The organism is Arthrobacter sp. yr096 (genome assembly GCF_900108925.1).
Lineage (GTDB): Bacteria > Actinomycetota > Actinomycetes > Actinomycetales > Micrococcaceae > Arthrobacter.
The window spans coordinates 240,813-256,932 of sequence record NZ_FNYI01000005.1 but is presented as its reverse complement, the minus strand read 5'-3'; the positions used below and the strand labels follow the sequence as shown (position 1 = coordinate 256,932).

The window sequence follows — 16,120 nt, the reverse complement described above, 5'->3', positions numbered from 1 at the left end:
CGTTCAGTCGTCCAGCCGTACTCCGCGCAGCAGGAGCATCGTGCCGCCGACGGCAACCGCGGACGCCAGGAAGACACCCGCCGCACCTAGCCCTACCGCAACAACGCCGATAGCGCTGGGCAAGACCACTTGGCCCACCCTGTTGCCGGCGAGCCGCAAGGCCAGCGCACGCCCGCGTTGCCCTTCCGGCGCCTGGGCTGAGAGCCAGGACATGGTGAGTGGCTGGCCGATTCCCAGCCCCAGGCCGAGAAACGCCATGACGACGAAGAGCAGCCACACGGGCATCGGAATGGCGGCGATGGCCAGGGTAACGGTGGAGATGGCGAGGCTCAGTACCAGCAGGCGCATTCGCCCCAGCCTGCGGGACACGCTGCCGAGCCCGAGCCTGGACACCATGGAGAACACTGCGCGGACCGTCAGCAGGAGGCCAACTGTTGCCGCAGTGAGGCCGCGTTCGGCGCCGAGGGCCGGCAGGTAGACCACCGTCAGATCAACCACCGCCAGCACCGTGGCACTCGTAGCCAGTGCACGGACCACGCCTGGAGTTCTCAGTAGTGACACGGCGCCGCCCTTGGGACTGCCGGCCGCGCTGGCTTTGCTCCTGCGGCTGCTTACCCGGCCCGACATCACAAAGGTGGTCAGGAAGAGGACCAGGCTCATCGCCGTCGCGAGCAGGAAGATCGCCTCGGTATTTGGCCGAACGGATGCACCACCCACCAAGGAAATCGCCAACGGTCCCAGGGCCTGTCCCAGCGACGCAGCAAACGTCAGATACCCAAACGCCGAGTCCAGCCGCGACGACGCCGCGTTGTTGGCCACCACAGCCTGCTGCCCCACCACGCACGCCAGCTGCCCTGCTCCGAGCAGCGCCGTCCCGGCCACCAGGGCAGGGACTGACGTCCCCCAGAAGAGCAGGAAGGCAGAACAACCCAGCACGACGGCGGCCCCGATCGCCATGAGCCGACGCTCGCCCAGGCGGTCCACCAGTCCGCCGATGGGCAGTGCGAGCAGCAACGGGAAGACTGCGTAGCTGGCAGCGAGAAGGCCGAGCGCGAAGCCGGGGACGTCAAGTTCCAGGGCGCGGTACGTTGTAGCTGGCCGGACCAGGAAGGTCACTGCCTGGATCAGTGCCGAGTGGATCAGAAGCGCAGTGGACGAACGCCGTCCGAGTTCGCCAATCATTCGACAACGAGGCCCGTGTTGGAGATGACCCGCAGGGTTTCATCCCGGGCGCCGATGACGTGGTCAAAGGCGATCTTGGCTGCCTTGTCCGGATCCTTGGAGACGATGGCTTCGACCAAGAGCCGGTGGTTGGCCAACGCTTCATCACGCCGTTCGGGAGCATTGTTGGTGAAGTAGCGGTAGCGCTCCACCTGGCTGGCAATCTGCTCATGGAATCGCTGGGCCCAGGAGTTTCCGGCGATCCTGGCGATGGCGGCGTGAAGGGCGACGCCGTACTTCATGGCTTCGTCAGCAAACTCCACCATCGCAGCGTTGCGGGCTACGATCCCACGGAGTTCTTCGAGATCTGCCGCGGTTGCCTTGGCGCATGCTTCCCGGGCCATCAGCGACTCCAGTGCGGCACGGACGTCGTACAGCTCCGAAATGACCTTTTCATCGAGCACCGGCACCAGTACTCCCCCGGTGGGTTGCTGCTCAAGCAGGCTCTCCGAAATCAACCGGCGGATCGCCTCGCGGAGCGGCGTGCGGCTGACCTGGAGTGCAGTGGCCATGGCGGGTTCGTAGATGCGCTCACCCGGTTTGAGTTCAAGGTTAAGGATCTGGCGTTTCAGCTCGCCGTAGACCAGGTGTGCCCCTGTGTTCCGTGGTTGTGGATCTGCCATGCCTACCGCCCGCTTGCTCACATTACGTGTACTTGTATACATCTATACACTAACGGCACTGTGGGGTCACTTAAAGCCCACAAAGACCCCCTGGACGGGTCCTAAGTGTTGCTTTGCGGGAAGGACCGCTTCGGATCAATCCCGATCGACCATGTTCGAGTGCCTTGTGACGCCCTCTCCGCCCTCATAGTCTCGGCTTGCCCGGCATCCCCGGAAGCCCGTGCACCATCACCATCACCCCGAACCCCGAACCCCGAACCCCGACGATGAGGTCCACCCATGGCGTTTACCGCGCGAAGAATCCGAAGGCCAGTGGCCGTGCTTGCAGCAGCTGTCACGGCGGCAGCCAGCCTTGCACTCATGCCCGCAACAGCCCCGCAAGCACACGCAGATGACGCCACGGCGGTCACTATTACTCCCAACCCGGCCAGCCGCGGCGAAGCCTTCGAAGGTTGGGGAACCAGCCTGGTCTGGTTCGCGAATGCCACGGCCGGATACTCCCCCGAGCTGCGGGAGGAGCTGTACCAGAAGGTCTTCGGCGAGGATGGCCTGAATCTCAACATCGCCCGCTACAACGTCGGCGGCGGCAACGCCTCGGACGTTGCCAACTATCTCAACGACGGCAGCGCTGTGGAGGGATGGTGGAAACCGGTGACGGAAGCGCAGGCCGGCCAACCGGCGTCGAACCTTTACAACGCTGACGGAACCGTGGACAAAACCCAGGCCAACAAGCTCGCATTCCTGAACGCCTGGAACCCGAACGATCCCGCGTCCTACAACCCTGATGCTGACCAGAACCAACGCTGGTGGGTGGAACGGCTGGCCGCTGACCAGCAGATCACCCACTGGGAAGCGTTCAGCAACTCGCCGCCCTGGTTCATGACCAAGAGCGGCTACGTCTCAGGCCAGGTCAACACCAACAAGGGCGAAAACCTGCTCCCCGAAGCGGAGGCGAAGTTCGCTGCCTACATGCGCCACGCCGTCGAGCTTCTCGAACAGGGCAGCGGCATCACGGTGGACACCGTTGATCCGTTCAACGAGCCGAATTCCGGTTACTGGGGCACGGACATCAACGCGGCAACGGGAAAGCCACCCACCACGTACACGCAGAAACAGGAGGGTGCGCTGATCTACCCGGCTGCGCAGGACCGCGTGACCAAGCTCCTGGATGCCGAGCTCGCGAAGGGCACCACGGACGCGGTCATCTCCGCGATGGACGAGACCGATCCCACCAAGTTCATGACCAACTGGAACGGCTACAGCCAGGAAGCCAAGGACGCCGTGGCGCAGCTCAACGTCCACACTTACGGCACCAACGACCGCCGCCGGGTCCGCGACCTGGCCAGCTCCACGGATAAGCCGTTGTGGATGAGCGAAGTAGGCGGATTTTGGCCGGGGAACCCGGCTCTGGGCGACTCCACCAGCGGCTGGGACCGCTCCAACATCACCAACGGCCTGGGCATCGCCAGCCGCATGGTCAACGATCTCCGCGAGCTGGACCCCAACGCCTGGGTCTTCTGGCAGCCTGTGGAGGACACGTACAAGCAGGAAAAGGGCGACAAAGGCTGGGGCTCCATCTACGTGGACTTCGACTGCAACTACCAGGGCCGCGAAGGCTTCTCCAACCGCCGGCTCAACGACGGCGCAACCCAGGACCAGGCCAAGTGCAAAGTCCTGACCAACCAGAAGTACAACACCACGCGGAACTTCACCCACTACATCCGTCCGGGCGACTTCCTCATCCAGAACAATGATGCCAAGACCGCCAGCGCCCTCCGCGCCGACGGCAACGGCGCCACGTTGGTCCACTTCAATGACACCCCGACGTCGGAAAAGGTCACCATTGACCTCAGCCGCTTCGGCGCAATCGCACCCGGCGCCAAGGTGACGCCCGTGGTGACCACCAAGTCGCCGCTGGACGATATCGAGAAGAACGCACTCGTCGCCGGCGTCCCCGTCGCCGTCAATGCTGCGGCCAAATCCGCGACTCTCGAGGTTCCCGCCGCCTCTGTGGTGACGTTCGTCGTCGACGGCGTCAGTGGAGTTTCGGAGGATGCCGCGCCTGTGCAGGATGGTCACAGCTATCACCTCAGCGGTGAGGCGAGCGGCAAATACCTGACGGCGCGGGCAAACGGCTCTGCAGCTATTGAAGAATTGGGCACCGATGCCGCTGGTGTCGCTCCGCAAATGTGGACGTTCAACGCCGTGAAAACGGACAACGAGTTTGCAAGTGATCGCCGTTGGGTTCTTACGAACACGGATGGTCGAGTGCTCACGGGCAATGGAGGGGTGCTCAATGGCAGCCAGTCGGGCGCGGCGTCTGTGGCGGCGATGAGCCTGGAGCAAGCCAAGGCCACTCCCTCTGCACAGTGGATAGTGACCACTGAGAACGGCAAACAATGGTCGCTGGTGAACGCAGGCGCTGCTATCGCCCTGCAGGTGTCGGGTAACCAGACTGCGGCGGGAACGTCTGTGGCGCTGGCTTCTTCCAACGGAACCACCGCGACAGCTTCAGCCAGCCCTCATCAAGCATGGGCCTTCACGGACATCGAGGACCTAAAGCTTCTGGGTACTCAGCCACTGGAGCTCAGCACACTAACCGGCATGGCACCTGTCCTCCCCAGCACGGTCACTCCGTTGTACCAGGCAGGCCCGGGCAAACCACTGGCCGTTACGTGGTCCACGGTGGATCCCACCGCGTGGCAGAAAGAAGGGAAGGTCACGGTCCGCGGTTCCGGCGTTGATCCGTACGGGCAGGTGTTCGACGATGCTCTCCTGACCGTGACTGTTGGGCAGTACGCAGCAACCGACCCCGCATCCGTGACGGTCGGTGTCGGTTCATCCCTGGCCTCGGTCCAGGCCGCTGCACCTGCCAGCGTCCCCGGCCAGATCAGTGACGGACCGGCCCGCAATCCAATTCCCGTGGTGTGGGACTGGGCGTCCGTGGACGCTTCCTCCCTGCAGTCCGTCGGTTCAGTAACAGTTCCGGGCCAGGCCGGCTCACTGTCCGCAACCCTCACAATTGTGGTTGTGGACAAGGTCGCCAGCAGCAACATCTGCAAGGACGACACCTCCACCACCGCGACCGCAAGCTACACCGAAGGCTCTTACCTCGCCAAGAACACCTGCGATGCCAATTCCTCCACCCGTTGGTCCAACTGGGTGAGCGGCGGCCGCGCCGGCGACAACCTGAGCTACGCCTTCGGCCGCGACTACACCGTGGAATCCGTGACGGTGGCGTCCGCAGAGAAGGCAGCCCAAAGCTTGAAGGTCCAGTACCTGGATGCTGCCGGCGCATGGAAGGACACTTCGGCCGGAATCATCACGGGACTGACAACCGCGACACCTGCCACCGTGCGGTTCGACCCCGTCATGACCCGTGGCATCAGGGTTTCGTTCGTGACCACGGCTTCGTACACCAAGATCGCCGAGGTTGCCATCGCAGGATCACGTTTGGCGGATGCGGGCCTGGCCGACCTCGGCCGGCTGCTGGTGAACCAGGCGTCGGTAGTCGGCTTCGCTCCGGACACCACCGACTATCAGACGCTGACGACGTTGGCCGCTCCCGCCGTCGTCGGCTACCCGCTGGACACGAACGCCAAGGTGACGGTCCAGCAGGCAACAGTGGAAAACCCGACGGCGGTAGTCACCGTGACAGCGCCGGACGGCACCACGAAGGAATACCGCGTGACGGTTTCCACGGGGAAGGACGCGTGCAAGGGCGGCGGATGGAAAACGAGTCCGTCTCCCGTATTCAAGAACCAGGGGCAGTGCGTGAGCTACTTCGCGGCGGGGAGGTAGCGGTTTCTGACAGTTCGGGCCTCCTCCTGCTGGGTGCAGGAGGAGGCCCGACCGGCTTTAAACGGTTAGTCGCGCACCCAGCGGTACGGCGTCGTTGTGGAGACCTTGAGCAGGCCGGAGCGTTCCAGGATGGGGCGCGAGAATTCGGTGGAGTCACTGTGTATGAGGGTTTTGCCTAGTTCAAGTGCCGCTTGCGCACGGCGGGCTGTCAGCGCCCGGTAAATGCCGCGGCCACGCCATTCTTCGCGCGTCGCGCCTCCCCAGATCCCGGCGAAGCTCGTGCCGGGGACCGGCTCCAAGCGGCCGGCACTGACCATCTGCCCTTCAGCCTCGGCCACCCAGAGCTGCATGCCATCTCCCAACGACAGCCGGCGCAGGAGGGCGTCAGCCATCTCATCTGAGACAGGTTCGCCGAAGACCTCGTCCTGCATGGCGCTCATCGCCCGCACATCCGCTTCGTCCGCCACTTGCCTCAGCGACACGCCGTCGGGAAGCGGAACCGGCGCGCTCAGTGCCATCGCTTCGCCGATCATGATGGATTCGGGCTCGTCCTGGACGAAGCCGCTTTCCAGCAACGCCTGGTGCAAACCCGGCGCGTGATCATGCCCGCGGGTCTTCCATTCAACCCGGTTGATGCCAGGTTCGGCCACGTAGTACGCGGTGGCCTCGGCAACGAGCCTCCTCACGCTGGAAGAGTCCACATCGCCCAGGTCCTGGTACGTGACGAAGCCCCGACCCTTCATGAAGGTCACCAAACGCAGGGGTCCGTGCTGGGTCACTTTGAGGGCGCTGGGAGTCTCCGCGTCGGTACGGAGATTCTGGTCATAGGCCACGAGGAAGCGGGCTCGATCTTCGGTTTGGCTCATTCCGCGAGCCTACTGCAGCGGGTCCCCGGCCCAATTCGATGGCTCGCAGCACACAAGACGTCGGGAAACGTCGAACGCGCGGCTAAGCGTCGAAACGGGCGAGCAGATCCCCGGGGATGCGCGTGCCGTCGGGGAATTCGAAGTGGCCCTCCCCTTCCCCGGCAACAAACGTGACACCCCCGTCAGGCGAAGCACCTCCCGTACCGGCGAGGATCACGACGGCGGCGTAGTCGCCGTCGTGCGCGGCGCCCAAGGTCCCCACCCACGGAATGGTGAGCTCCGCACCCATGGGGTGTGCGCCGGAACGGACGAACGTACCTGACGAGTCCAAAGCCAAGCCAAACCCGGGCACAGGAAGCACCGAGCTGATAGCGGACGAGGCGGCGTCCACCGGCCAGCCGCCAAGCCGGAGGGAAGCGCCAGAACCGGCACCGGAAATACGCACCAATCTGAGCTCAACAGCGCCCCGCGTCACCGAAACCACCGTCACCGAAGGGCCAGGCGTGGCAGTCCCGGCCACCCCGCTGCCGTGATCGGGACCGGCGTCGGGATCGGGCTCTATCCAGTGGGCCGTGAACCGTGACGCGCCAACCTGATAGCCGCCTTCTGAGAACGACCCCAGGTACTCAAAACCGGTCCGGTGCGTCAGCCGGCCTGAGGAGTCCACCAAGACCACCGCGTTATCGCGCGACTCCGGTGACAGGTCCGGGAAGGTGTGCGTCGAGTACCCAATCCGCGCGTACAGGGGCGAGTCCGCCACCAAGGCGCCAACCACAGCGTGGTCCGTGGCGTGGTTCCGGATCCGGACAACGCCGTCAGCAACAGTCCCATCCACTTGCCAGCCAGGTGCGGCGATGAGCCGCTGCGTGTCCGAAACCTCCACGGGCAGGGGCGCCTCAACAGCAGTCCACACTGGGTGCTCGGCCGGCAGTGCCAAACCGAGCATCCCCTTCGCCGCCCAATACGGTGATCCAGCACCGGAGTAGGCCTGCTTCATGCCCGCGAATTCGCCGTGCCAGCCGATGGACAGGAGACCATCTGAGGTGATGGAGCCGTGGCGGGCAAAGTAATCGAGCATCCCCGAGGCAGCCCTGCGGCTGAGGCCCGGAGCCAGCCGCGAATGCCCGGACAACTCGCCCACCCAGAACGGCGCCGCGGCCGCAAAACGGTAGATCAAGCTCCGGCCTTGGATGAGCGGGGCACCATTCGCGCCGACGAGGAACGCGGCATCGTCCAGGAAGTCAGCCAGCCGCTCGCCGTCGAGCTTCTTCCGGGCGGCAACGCGCGGATCGTTGGGCGCCATCAACGCCCACAGCTGCGGGTAGACCTGGAATGCCCAGCCGACATAGTGGTCGTAAGCGCGCTCGGGACCATCGGCGAACCAGCCACCGCCCCGGTACAGCGAGTCGTGGACGGCAAGTCCGGCGTCGATGTCCTCGTCGGAATAGCGCCCGCCAACCGAAGCCAGGAAAGATTCCACCACAATCTGGAACCACACCCAGTTGATGGGCGGATACTCCTCACCGATCACGGTCTCGAACCATGCGATGAGCTGCTCCTGCACACGCTCGGGGAGCCTGTCCCAGAGCACGTCGCGGGTCAGCGCCAAGCCAACAGCCAACGACGCCGCCTCAACCTTTGCCTGCCCCAACTCACCTGGCGTCGGCCACCGGTCGGGATTGGCGGGGTTGGTCCCGGCGTCGAGACCCGCGGCATACCACTCGGCGATCCAGGCGGTATTGGCGGGGTCGCCGGCAATCCGGAAGGAAGCCAGCAGGAACGTGCGAGCGAAGGCCTCCAGCGAATCACTCCGCGGGCCGTAACGGCTGTTGGCTCCAGGCAAGTGGATGTTGGCATGGTCCTCAGTGCCAAACCGGTGAGCGGAGCGCAGCAGGTAATCGGCGTACGCGGCCCAGTGCTCGCGGGTCAGGCCTGTGTGGGGCGAAAGCTGGTAATCCAAAGCAGGCAACAGCATCAGAGCGAATCCTCCAACAGGCTCTCGCTGCGCAAGCGGGGCGCTCCCACTGAGGACTCCCGCACGATCAACTCAGGATTCAGGTCAATGCGATGCACAGGGCGCATCCTTCCTTCGGCCAGCCGGGCAGCCATCAGCTGCACCGCCACTTTGCCGACGTAGCTTTTGGGGGGCCGAACCGCGGAGATTGCAGGCTCGGCGAGGTAGGCCACTTCGTCGTCGTAGCCCACAATCGCCATGCTGCCGGGTACGTCCACGCCGCGGTCCACGCAGTGCTGCACGAACGCCACGGCCTGAGTGTCGGAGTGCACCAGCATGGCCGTGGTTCCCGTGGAACGGCACAGCTCCAGAACATGGTCGAAATGCTTGGCGCGGTCCCCGTTATCCAGCTTGGCGGAGTCCTCATGGATGGACTTTTCCAGCGGGATCTTCAACGCAGCAAGGGCTTGTTTCCAGCCACGGACCACATGGGGGCTGGTGGGACTGCTTGAATCCGTGAGGCATCCAATCATGCGGTGCCCTTCCTGCCAAAGATGCCGCACGGCCATGCCCGCCCCGAAGGAATGATCCGTCGCCACCCACTCGAGGCGGTGCGACGGAATTTCCAACGGTGCCCGGCGTTCGGCCATGATCACCGGAATCGGCAAGGCGTTAAGCCAGCGCAGCAGTTCCTTGCCGTGCGCGCCACCCATGTCCGGCGCAACAATCAGCCCGTCAATATTCTGCGTATCCAGCAACGCCTGCACCTGGCGGCGGTTGTCCGCGGCGTCGTACGCGGAGCCACGGACCAGGATGCGAAGGTTTTGTGCTTCGGCTTCGCCACGCGCCCCGGATATGACCTGCGGCCAGTAGTAATCCAAGGAAGGAACCACCATGCCGATGGAGTAGCTGTGCGGCGACGGCCTCCCCGCAGCCACCGAGCGGTCCAACGGACTGGGCAGCGTGGCACCGCCGTGCACGCGGGACACCAGCCCTTCATCAGCCAGGGTGTTCACGTCGCGCCGGATGGTCAGCTCGCTGACGCCCAGCTTGACCGCAATGTCGCGGACGGTGATGGCACCGTGTGCGCGCAACTCCTCCATGAGCCGCTCGCGCCGTTGCAGGGAGAACAGCGATTTCCCGGGTTCCGGGCTTGATTCGTTAGTCATGGGTTGCCTCCACTGTGAGGGTGAACGCGCCGGAAGCGCGGGTGTCTGCGGGCATTCGGAAACGGAGCCTGGTGAGCTTTTCGCCCCAGATATCGCTGAGGAGCGGATCGTCGAGGTGCCATTCGTCAACAAGTACGACGGCGGTGGCCGGCTTCCAGCGCAGGTGCAGCCCCACGGGGCTGCTGACTGTCGGAATTCCGACAGAGGTGATGGTGGCCGTCGCGTCTGTACCGACGCGGACGGTGCCTGCAACCAGGTAGGTGATGTCGACGTCGTGCGTTCCGTCCGTTGGGTGTGCCGGCAGGTTCCAGCGATCGTCTATCACCACGGATCCGGGCTCCCGGTTCAGCAAGGAGGTTCGGATCCATTGCTCAGGGTGGTCCAGACCGTAGGCCGCCCCGAGACCCAACGCCAGGGTGGGCTCCTCGGGGGTAGGTTCCTGCAGAACAGTCGCCGCGAATTCCGCACCGGTTCCTTGCTCCAGCCCGAAGGGGGCGGGGACGCTGTGCCATGCACTCTGCATGGCTCGGATCAGGTAACGATCAGGGCCGAACGTTTGAGCGGTGTACGTGGGCTGGCCGGCATCAACCAGCAGCGGCACTCCATCCACGGCAACCACCACGGAGCCGACGTCACGGTGGTTGTGGTGCTCAGCGTTGTGCCCGCCCTTGGCCGCGAGCGTGAGTCCGTCCGACGAACCCGGGTTCTGGCGAGCCACCATGATCTGCACTGATGGCAGGTACGTCCCCCAACTGGGTGGCAGATCAGGCCGCTTTGAGGGCTCAGAACGGCCTGATCCGCTACTCGGCTGGGTCCGGGAGGTGGGTTGCATGCCGGCGCTGAGTTGGGTGAGGACGCGGCCAAGCCCGGAGCGGGGATCGGGGTCCGGCTCGGCGTCCATGAACACGGCGGCATGGTCCGCGGCAGCGTGATCACCCAGCCGGACCGCCCAGCGGTGCAGCATGTTCCACGGGAGTCCCTGGTGCGCACGTGCCGGTCCATCAGCAACGTTGAGGAACCAACGGTCACCCAAGTGCATGCGATGCGGAAAGGCCACCAGCGCACGGATCACGGGCAAGTCCGGGTTCAGAACCCCGCCGCTGGCTTGCTCCAACACGGCCAGGCCTTCCAGCGCGCGGCCAGCCCCATTCCACCAATAGGCGAAGCCTTCGTCGATGGCACCGTCGGCCGGGATGGAGGCCAGGAAACGGTCCAACCCCTCAATGCAGCGGGCAATGGTCTGGGCCTGCAGCCCAGCATCCTCCACCAGCAACAATGCGGCCACGATGATGTTCGAATGGATCCACGGATTCCAGTTGTGAACATCCCCGTTGAGGCCCAGCCAGTGCCAGTCGAGCCGGTCCAGGAATGGCCGGATCACCCGTTCGTTGGCTTCCGCGCGGAGGCGTTTCCGCAGGCCGGGAGCCCGCTCATCCAGCGCGTCTCCCAGCACCAGGTCCAGCCACGCGAGCTGCGCCACAACCTCCCCGGCTCCCAGGTCCAGGTAAGGGCGGGCACGGTCCGGGACCATTTCGCCGTTGCGGGTGAACACATCGTCATGCGCGGCCCAACTCCACGAGCTCTGCTCGCACAGGAGGTAGGCGCCGTCGATCACCTCATCCAGCCACGACTGGTCCGGGCCGGGTCCAGTAACGGCGGCCATCACGACGGCGCGCGTCAGCCGCTGCTGCCTGCTCGCCACGAGTCCCTCATAGGCCGTGCGGTTTCCGTCGCGAAAGTAGCGCGCGTAGTGGGAGACCAGCGGTTGGGGCCACGGGGTCCCCTTCTCCGTCCCGGCTTGGGCGCGTAGTTCTGAGAGGGGGCGGGCAGCAGCGAGCCGCCATCCGGCGTCGGACGCTGGGCGAATAGCAAGGCGATCACGGGCGCCGCGGAGCGAATCCACCAAGGAGGAGGCGTCGGACTGCGGCCCCCAAGCGCTGACGAGGGGTGGCGCTTCAACGGCGGCGGTGCCGGTTGCCATAGGAATTCTTCTCTCGTTTGTTCGAGTTTGAACGTTTCAGATCAAGCACGATTGAGTTGAATGAACTGTCTTGTTTATGAGTATGTACTGATTATTAGATGTGATGCAACACATAAATCACGGTCGAACAGGCCAACGAAATCCGAAGGGAGGATCCCCTCAATGTCGCTCAAGCCCCAGGCACTGCTGGTCATGAATAGCGGAACCTTTGCTGACCAGTTCGATTCCACGCGACTGGAGCGGCTGGCTGGAATGGTCGATCTCGGCGATGAGCCTTGGACGGATTCCCTGGACGTACCGGAACTCGCGGAGCGCCTGGAAGAGGTGGAAATCCTCCTCACCAGCTGGGGAGTTCCGCAGCTCAACGCTGAGCGTCTGGAACGCATGCCCAAACTTCGGGCTGTTTTCCACTGTGCAGGGACAGTCCGCAGCTTCGTCAGTGAGGAACTCTGGGATCGCGGCATCACCGTCACCAACGGCGCTGACGCCAACGCCATCCCCGTAGCAGAGTTCACGTTCGCGTCGATCGTCCTGGCAGGTAAGAAGGCCCACGTCCTGGCCAACGACGCCCGAACCTTCCGCGCAGACTGGAGCTACATCGGCGATCGCGGCGAGTTGGGCAACATTGGCCGCGTGGTGGGTGTCATCGGCTTCTCCCGGATCGGGCGCCGGGTGGTCCAGCTGGTCCAGCAACTCCAGGACGTTACGTGCCTGGTCAGTGACCCGCACGCCGATCCGTTGGAAGTGGCGGCTGCCGGCGGCACGTTGGTCACGCTGCAGGAGCTCCTGCCAGTGTCCGACGTCGTCACCATTCATGCACCTGCCCTGCCCTCAACCCGCAACATGATCAGCACCGCCGAGCTGCAGTCCATGAAAGACCACGCCACGCTCATCAACACCGCGCGTGGCTCCCTGGTGGACACTGCCGCCCTGGAGAAAGAGTGCGCCACCGGACGAATCACAGCACTGCTGGACGTCACGGAGCCCGAACCGCTGCCCGCGGAATCCACCCTGTATAGCCTCCCCAACGTGATCCTCACACCGCATATCGCTGGTTCACTCGGGACCGAAACCCGTCGGATGTCCGATGCCGCGCTGGATGACCTTGAAAGATATCTCGCCGGCAAGGATCTCCTGGCCCAAGTAGTGCACGCAGACCTTGGCCTCAGCGCCTAGACCCCGTCAAACCCAAAGCCGCAGCCGCGGCAGACTTAATAAACCCCACTAAGGAGAACGCAATGAAGCGCACAACCCTCGCCGCAATCGCCCTTGCGGTGACTGCAGGGCTTGGACTCACCGGCTGTGCAGGCGCAGCCGGCCCGGCCGAGCAACCGGCAGCCAACGGCAAAACCAAGCTGACCGTCTCGGTGTGGAATTACGAGGGCACCCCGGAGTTCAAGGCCCTCTTTGACGGCTACGAGGCCGCCAACCCCACTGTGGACATTGAACCCGTGGACATCCTGGCTGATGACTACCCGCAGAAGGTCACCACCATGCTGGCCGGCGGCGACACCACGGATGTTCTCACCATGAAGAACGTGATCGACTACTCCCGCTACGCCAACAACGGCCAACTGCAGGAGATCAACAGCGTGGTGGACAAGGTGGGCAAGGACAACCTGGCCGGCATTGACGCCTTCGACATGGACGGCAAGTACTTCGCAGCCCCGTACCGCCAGGACTTCTGGCTGCTGTATTACAACAAGGACCTGTTCAAGGCTGCCGGAATTGAAGATCCCAAGGACCTGACGTGGGAGAAGTACACGGAGATCGCCAAGAAGCTGTCCTCCGAAGCGGATGGCAAGAAGGTCTACGGCACCTATCACCACATCTGGCGTTCAACAGTCCAGGCCATCGCAGCAGCGCAGAACGGCGCTGACCAGAACAGCGGCGATTACGGCTTCATGGAGGACCAGTACAACACCGCCCTGGACCTGCAGAAGTCCGGCGCCACCTTGGACTTCGGCACGGCCAAGAGCCAGAAAACCAGCTACCGCACCATGTTCGAGTCCGGCCAGGCAGCCATGATGCCCATGGGCACCTGGTACATCGCCGGCCTGCTGCAGGCCAAGAAGGACGGCAAGACCAACGTCAACTGGGGCTTGGCTCCCATGCCGCAGAAGAACGACGACGGCAAGGTCACCACGTTCGGTTCGCCCACGGCCTTCGCCGTGAACAAGAACGCAACGCACTCCGACGAGGCCAAGAAGTTCATCGAGTGGGCTGCCGGTGAAGAAGGCGCCAAGGCGATTTCCAAGATCGGTGTTGTTCCCGCATTGCAGAACGAGTCCGTCACGGCTGAGTACTTCAAGCTGGACGGCCTGCCCACGGACGAGCTGTCCAAGAAGGCCTTCACGCCGGACACCACCGAGCTGGAAATGCCTGTCAGCGACAAGTCTGCTGCCACGGACAAGATCCTTAACCAGGAGCACGACCTCATCATGGTGGGCGAGCGCTCCGTCAGCGATGGCATCGCCGAGATGGGCAAGCGCGTCAAGAGCGAAGTTCTCGGAAAGTAGCTCCCAGTACCACTCCCCCGGTTCCGGTACCAGCCTCCCCGAGGCTCGGTACCGGAACCGGACCTGAACTCTCCGGATCCTGAAATGGAGGAACGCCCCCGCCCCGGGAGCGGTCATCATGACTACAGAAACAATCACCCAGGCGCCTGCCCCCGTGCAGAGCCGCGGCAACAGGAAGCAAGCCAGGCGTAACACGCTGATCGGCTGGACGTTCATCCTTCCGAACTTCCTTGGCTTCCTGGCCTTCACCCTCATTCCAGTCGTGGCCGCTTTCGCGCTCTCCTTCATGGAATGGACCTCGTTCAGTGCTCCCAAGTGGGTTGGCCTGGCCAATTTTGAGCGCATGTTCGCGTCCGACTCCTTCTGGATCGCCCTGCGGAACACTGTTGTTTACGCCTTGGGCCATGTCCCGCTCACCATGGCCCTGGCCCTCATCCTTGCGATGCTCCTCAACCGCAAGCTCAAGGGAATTGGCTTCTTCCGCGTAGCCATCTTCTTCCCTTACATCACCTCTTTGGTTGCTGTGGCAGTGGTCTGGAACATGTTGTTCAGCCCGGACAGTGGCCCCATTAACCAGTTCCTGGGCGCCATCGGCATTGCCAACCCTCCCGGGTGGACCTCCAGCTCTGACTGGGCCATGCCGGCCGTGATCATCACCAGTGTGTGGCGCGACATGGGCTACTACATGGTCCTGTACTTGGCCGGTCTGCAGGCGATCCCCACGGAGCTGTACGAAGCGGCCGAAGTGGACGGCGCCAGCGCCTGGCAGCGTTTCTGGAACGTCACCATCCCGTCCCTTCGTCCCACCACGTTCTTTGTGGTGGTCATGCTGACGGTCTCCAGTTTCAAGGTGTTCGACCTCATTGTGGTCATGACCAACGGTGGCCCCGGACGGTCCACCACGGTGCTGTCCCAGCTGATCTACCAGGAAGGCATCGGCGAAGGTAAGTTCGGCTACTCCTCGGCCATCTCGCTGGTCCTGTTCATCATCGTGCTGACGGTCACCGTCCTGCAGTTCAAGATCCAACAGCGGAGGGAACGCTGATGACCAACATGGCCGAAGACCTCAAAGCCACTCATCTGAGGGACGCAGCACCCTTGCCCCCAGGCGCCGGCAGCGCGGAAGACCGCCGTCGTACTGACCGCAAGCGATCCCCGCGCGAGCAGAAGAAGCGGACCGCGAACGTCATCATCTACGGCGTCCTGGTGGTCATGGTGGTGGCGCTCATGGTGCCGTTCATCTGGATGCTTTCCTCGTCGTTGAAGGAGAACAACCAGGTCCTCACCGTACCCATCCAGTGGATCCCGCAGGAGTTTGTGTGGAGCAACTACACGGACATCTGGACCCGCATTCCCATGATGGGTTACCTGCAGAACTCGCTGTACCTCGCTGTGATCATCACGTGCCTCCAGGTCCTGACGGGCTCGCTGGCTGCCTACGGTTTCTCCAAGGTCCGTTTCCCGGGCCGCGATGTCTTGTTCCTCGCCTACATCGGCACCATCGCCGTTCCGTGGCAGGCCTACATGGTGCCGCAGTACATCATGATGCAGAACCTTGGCCTGACCAACAGCTTCAACGCTTTGATCCTGCTTCAGGCATTCGGCGCGTTTGGTGTGTTCCTGATGCGTCAGTACTACATGACCATCCCGGACGAGCTCTGCGAAGCCGCCCGCATTGACGGCCTCAGCGAATACGGCATCTGGGCCCGCGTGATCCTGCCCCTGTCCAAGCCGGCCCTCGCCAGCCTGGCGCTGCTCACGTTCGTGAACACGTGGAACGACTACATGGGCCCGTTCATCTACCTCACGTCCAACCGCCTCTGGACTGTCCAGCTGGGTCTGCGTTCCTTCGTGGGCCAGTTCGACGCCGAGTACGCCATGATCATGACCGGCTCGGTGATCTCCGTGATCCCCATCCTCATCATCTTCCTCATCGGCCAGCGCTACTTCATCCAGGGCATCGCGACGAGCGGAATGAAAGGATGA

The 16,120-nt window shown here is 63.7% G+C and carries 11 protein-coding genes; 5 read left to right on the top strand and 6 right to left on the bottom strand.

Annotated features, from left to right (window positions below):
* Positions 1-3: 3 nt before the first annotated feature.
* Together BMY91_RS14500 and BMY91_RS14495 are read right to left on the bottom strand one after the other, a co-directional pair.
* Positions 4-1,182 carry an MFS transporter gene (locus tag BMY91_RS14500; protein ID WP_090823090.1) on the bottom strand — a complete coding sequence of 393 codons (1,179 nt, stop codon included), beginning with the start codon at positions 1,180-1,182 and terminating at the stop codon, positions 4-6.
* Positions 1,179-1,844 carry a GntR family transcriptional regulator gene (locus tag BMY91_RS14495; RefSeq protein WP_090823088.1) on the bottom strand — a complete coding sequence of 222 codons (666 nt, stop codon included), beginning with the start codon at positions 1,842-1,844 and terminating at the stop codon, positions 1,179-1,181. The genes BMY91_RS14500 and BMY91_RS14495 overlap by 4 nt, the downstream gene beginning before the upstream one ends.
* A 312-nt stretch (positions 1,845-2,156) precedes the next feature.
* Here BMY91_RS14495 and BMY91_RS14490 point away from each other — a divergent pair, with 312 nt between their 5' ends.
* A complete protein-coding gene (locus BMY91_RS14490) occupies positions 2,157-5,645 on the top strand; it encodes a discoidin domain-containing protein (RefSeq protein ID WP_218143853.1) in 3,489 nt (1,162 codons plus the stop codon).
* Between the two features lie 65 nt (positions 5,646-5,710).
* Here BMY91_RS14490 and BMY91_RS14485 read toward each other — a convergent pair whose 3' ends face one another.
* The 4 genes from BMY91_RS14485 to BMY91_RS14470 form a co-directional block, all read right to left on the bottom strand.
* Positions 5,711-6,511 (bottom strand): GNAT family N-acetyltransferase, encoded by an 801-nt coding sequence (locus BMY91_RS14485; RefSeq protein WP_090823084.1) that lies wholly within the window; start codon positions 6,509-6,511, stop codon positions 5,711-5,713.
* A gap of 82 nt (positions 6,512-6,593) precedes the next feature.
* Positions 6,594-8,486, bottom strand: coding sequence for a DUF2264 domain-containing protein (locus BMY91_RS14480; RefSeq protein WP_090823082.1), 1,893 nt, complete (start codon positions 8,484-8,486; stop codon positions 6,594-6,596).
* A complete protein-coding gene (locus tag BMY91_RS14475) occupies positions 8,486-9,634 on the bottom strand; it encodes a LacI family DNA-binding transcriptional regulator (protein WP_090823080.1) in 1,149 nt (382 codons plus the stop codon). The genes BMY91_RS14480 and BMY91_RS14475 overlap by 1 nt, the downstream gene beginning before the upstream one ends.
* Positions 9,627-11,615: a heparinase II/III family protein gene (locus BMY91_RS14470; protein ID WP_090823078.1), complete on the bottom strand. Its 1,989-nt coding sequence runs from the start codon at positions 11,613-11,615 to the stop codon at positions 9,627-9,629. The genes BMY91_RS14475 and BMY91_RS14470 overlap by 8 nt, the downstream gene beginning before the upstream one ends.
* 162 nt (positions 11,616-11,777) lie before the next feature.
* Between BMY91_RS14470 and BMY91_RS14465 the strand changes: the two genes are divergently transcribed.
* The 4 genes from BMY91_RS14465 (at position 11,778) to BMY91_RS14450 (ending at position 16,120) form a co-directional block, all read left to right on the top strand.
* The gene (locus tag BMY91_RS14465) at positions 11,778-12,791 is read left to right on the top strand and encodes a hydroxyacid dehydrogenase (RefSeq protein WP_090823076.1); all 1,014 of its coding nucleotides are present in this window, start codon (positions 11,778-11,780) and stop codon (positions 12,789-12,791) included.
* 62 nt (positions 12,792-12,853) lie between these two features.
* A complete protein-coding gene (locus BMY91_RS14460) occupies positions 12,854-14,134 on the top strand; it encodes an ABC transporter substrate-binding protein (protein ID WP_090823074.1) in 1,281 nt (426 codons plus the stop codon).
* Between the two features lie 118 nt (positions 14,135-14,252).
* Positions 14,253-15,179 carry a carbohydrate ABC transporter permease gene (locus BMY91_RS14455; protein WP_090823071.1) on the top strand — a complete coding sequence of 309 codons (927 nt, stop codon included), beginning with the start codon at positions 14,253-14,255 and terminating at the stop codon, positions 15,177-15,179.
* Entirely contained in the window at positions 15,179-16,120 is a 942-nt protein-coding gene (locus BMY91_RS14450) for a carbohydrate ABC transporter permease (RefSeq protein WP_090823069.1), read from the top strand. Before BMY91_RS14455 ends, BMY91_RS14450 begins: the two co-directional genes overlap by 1 nt.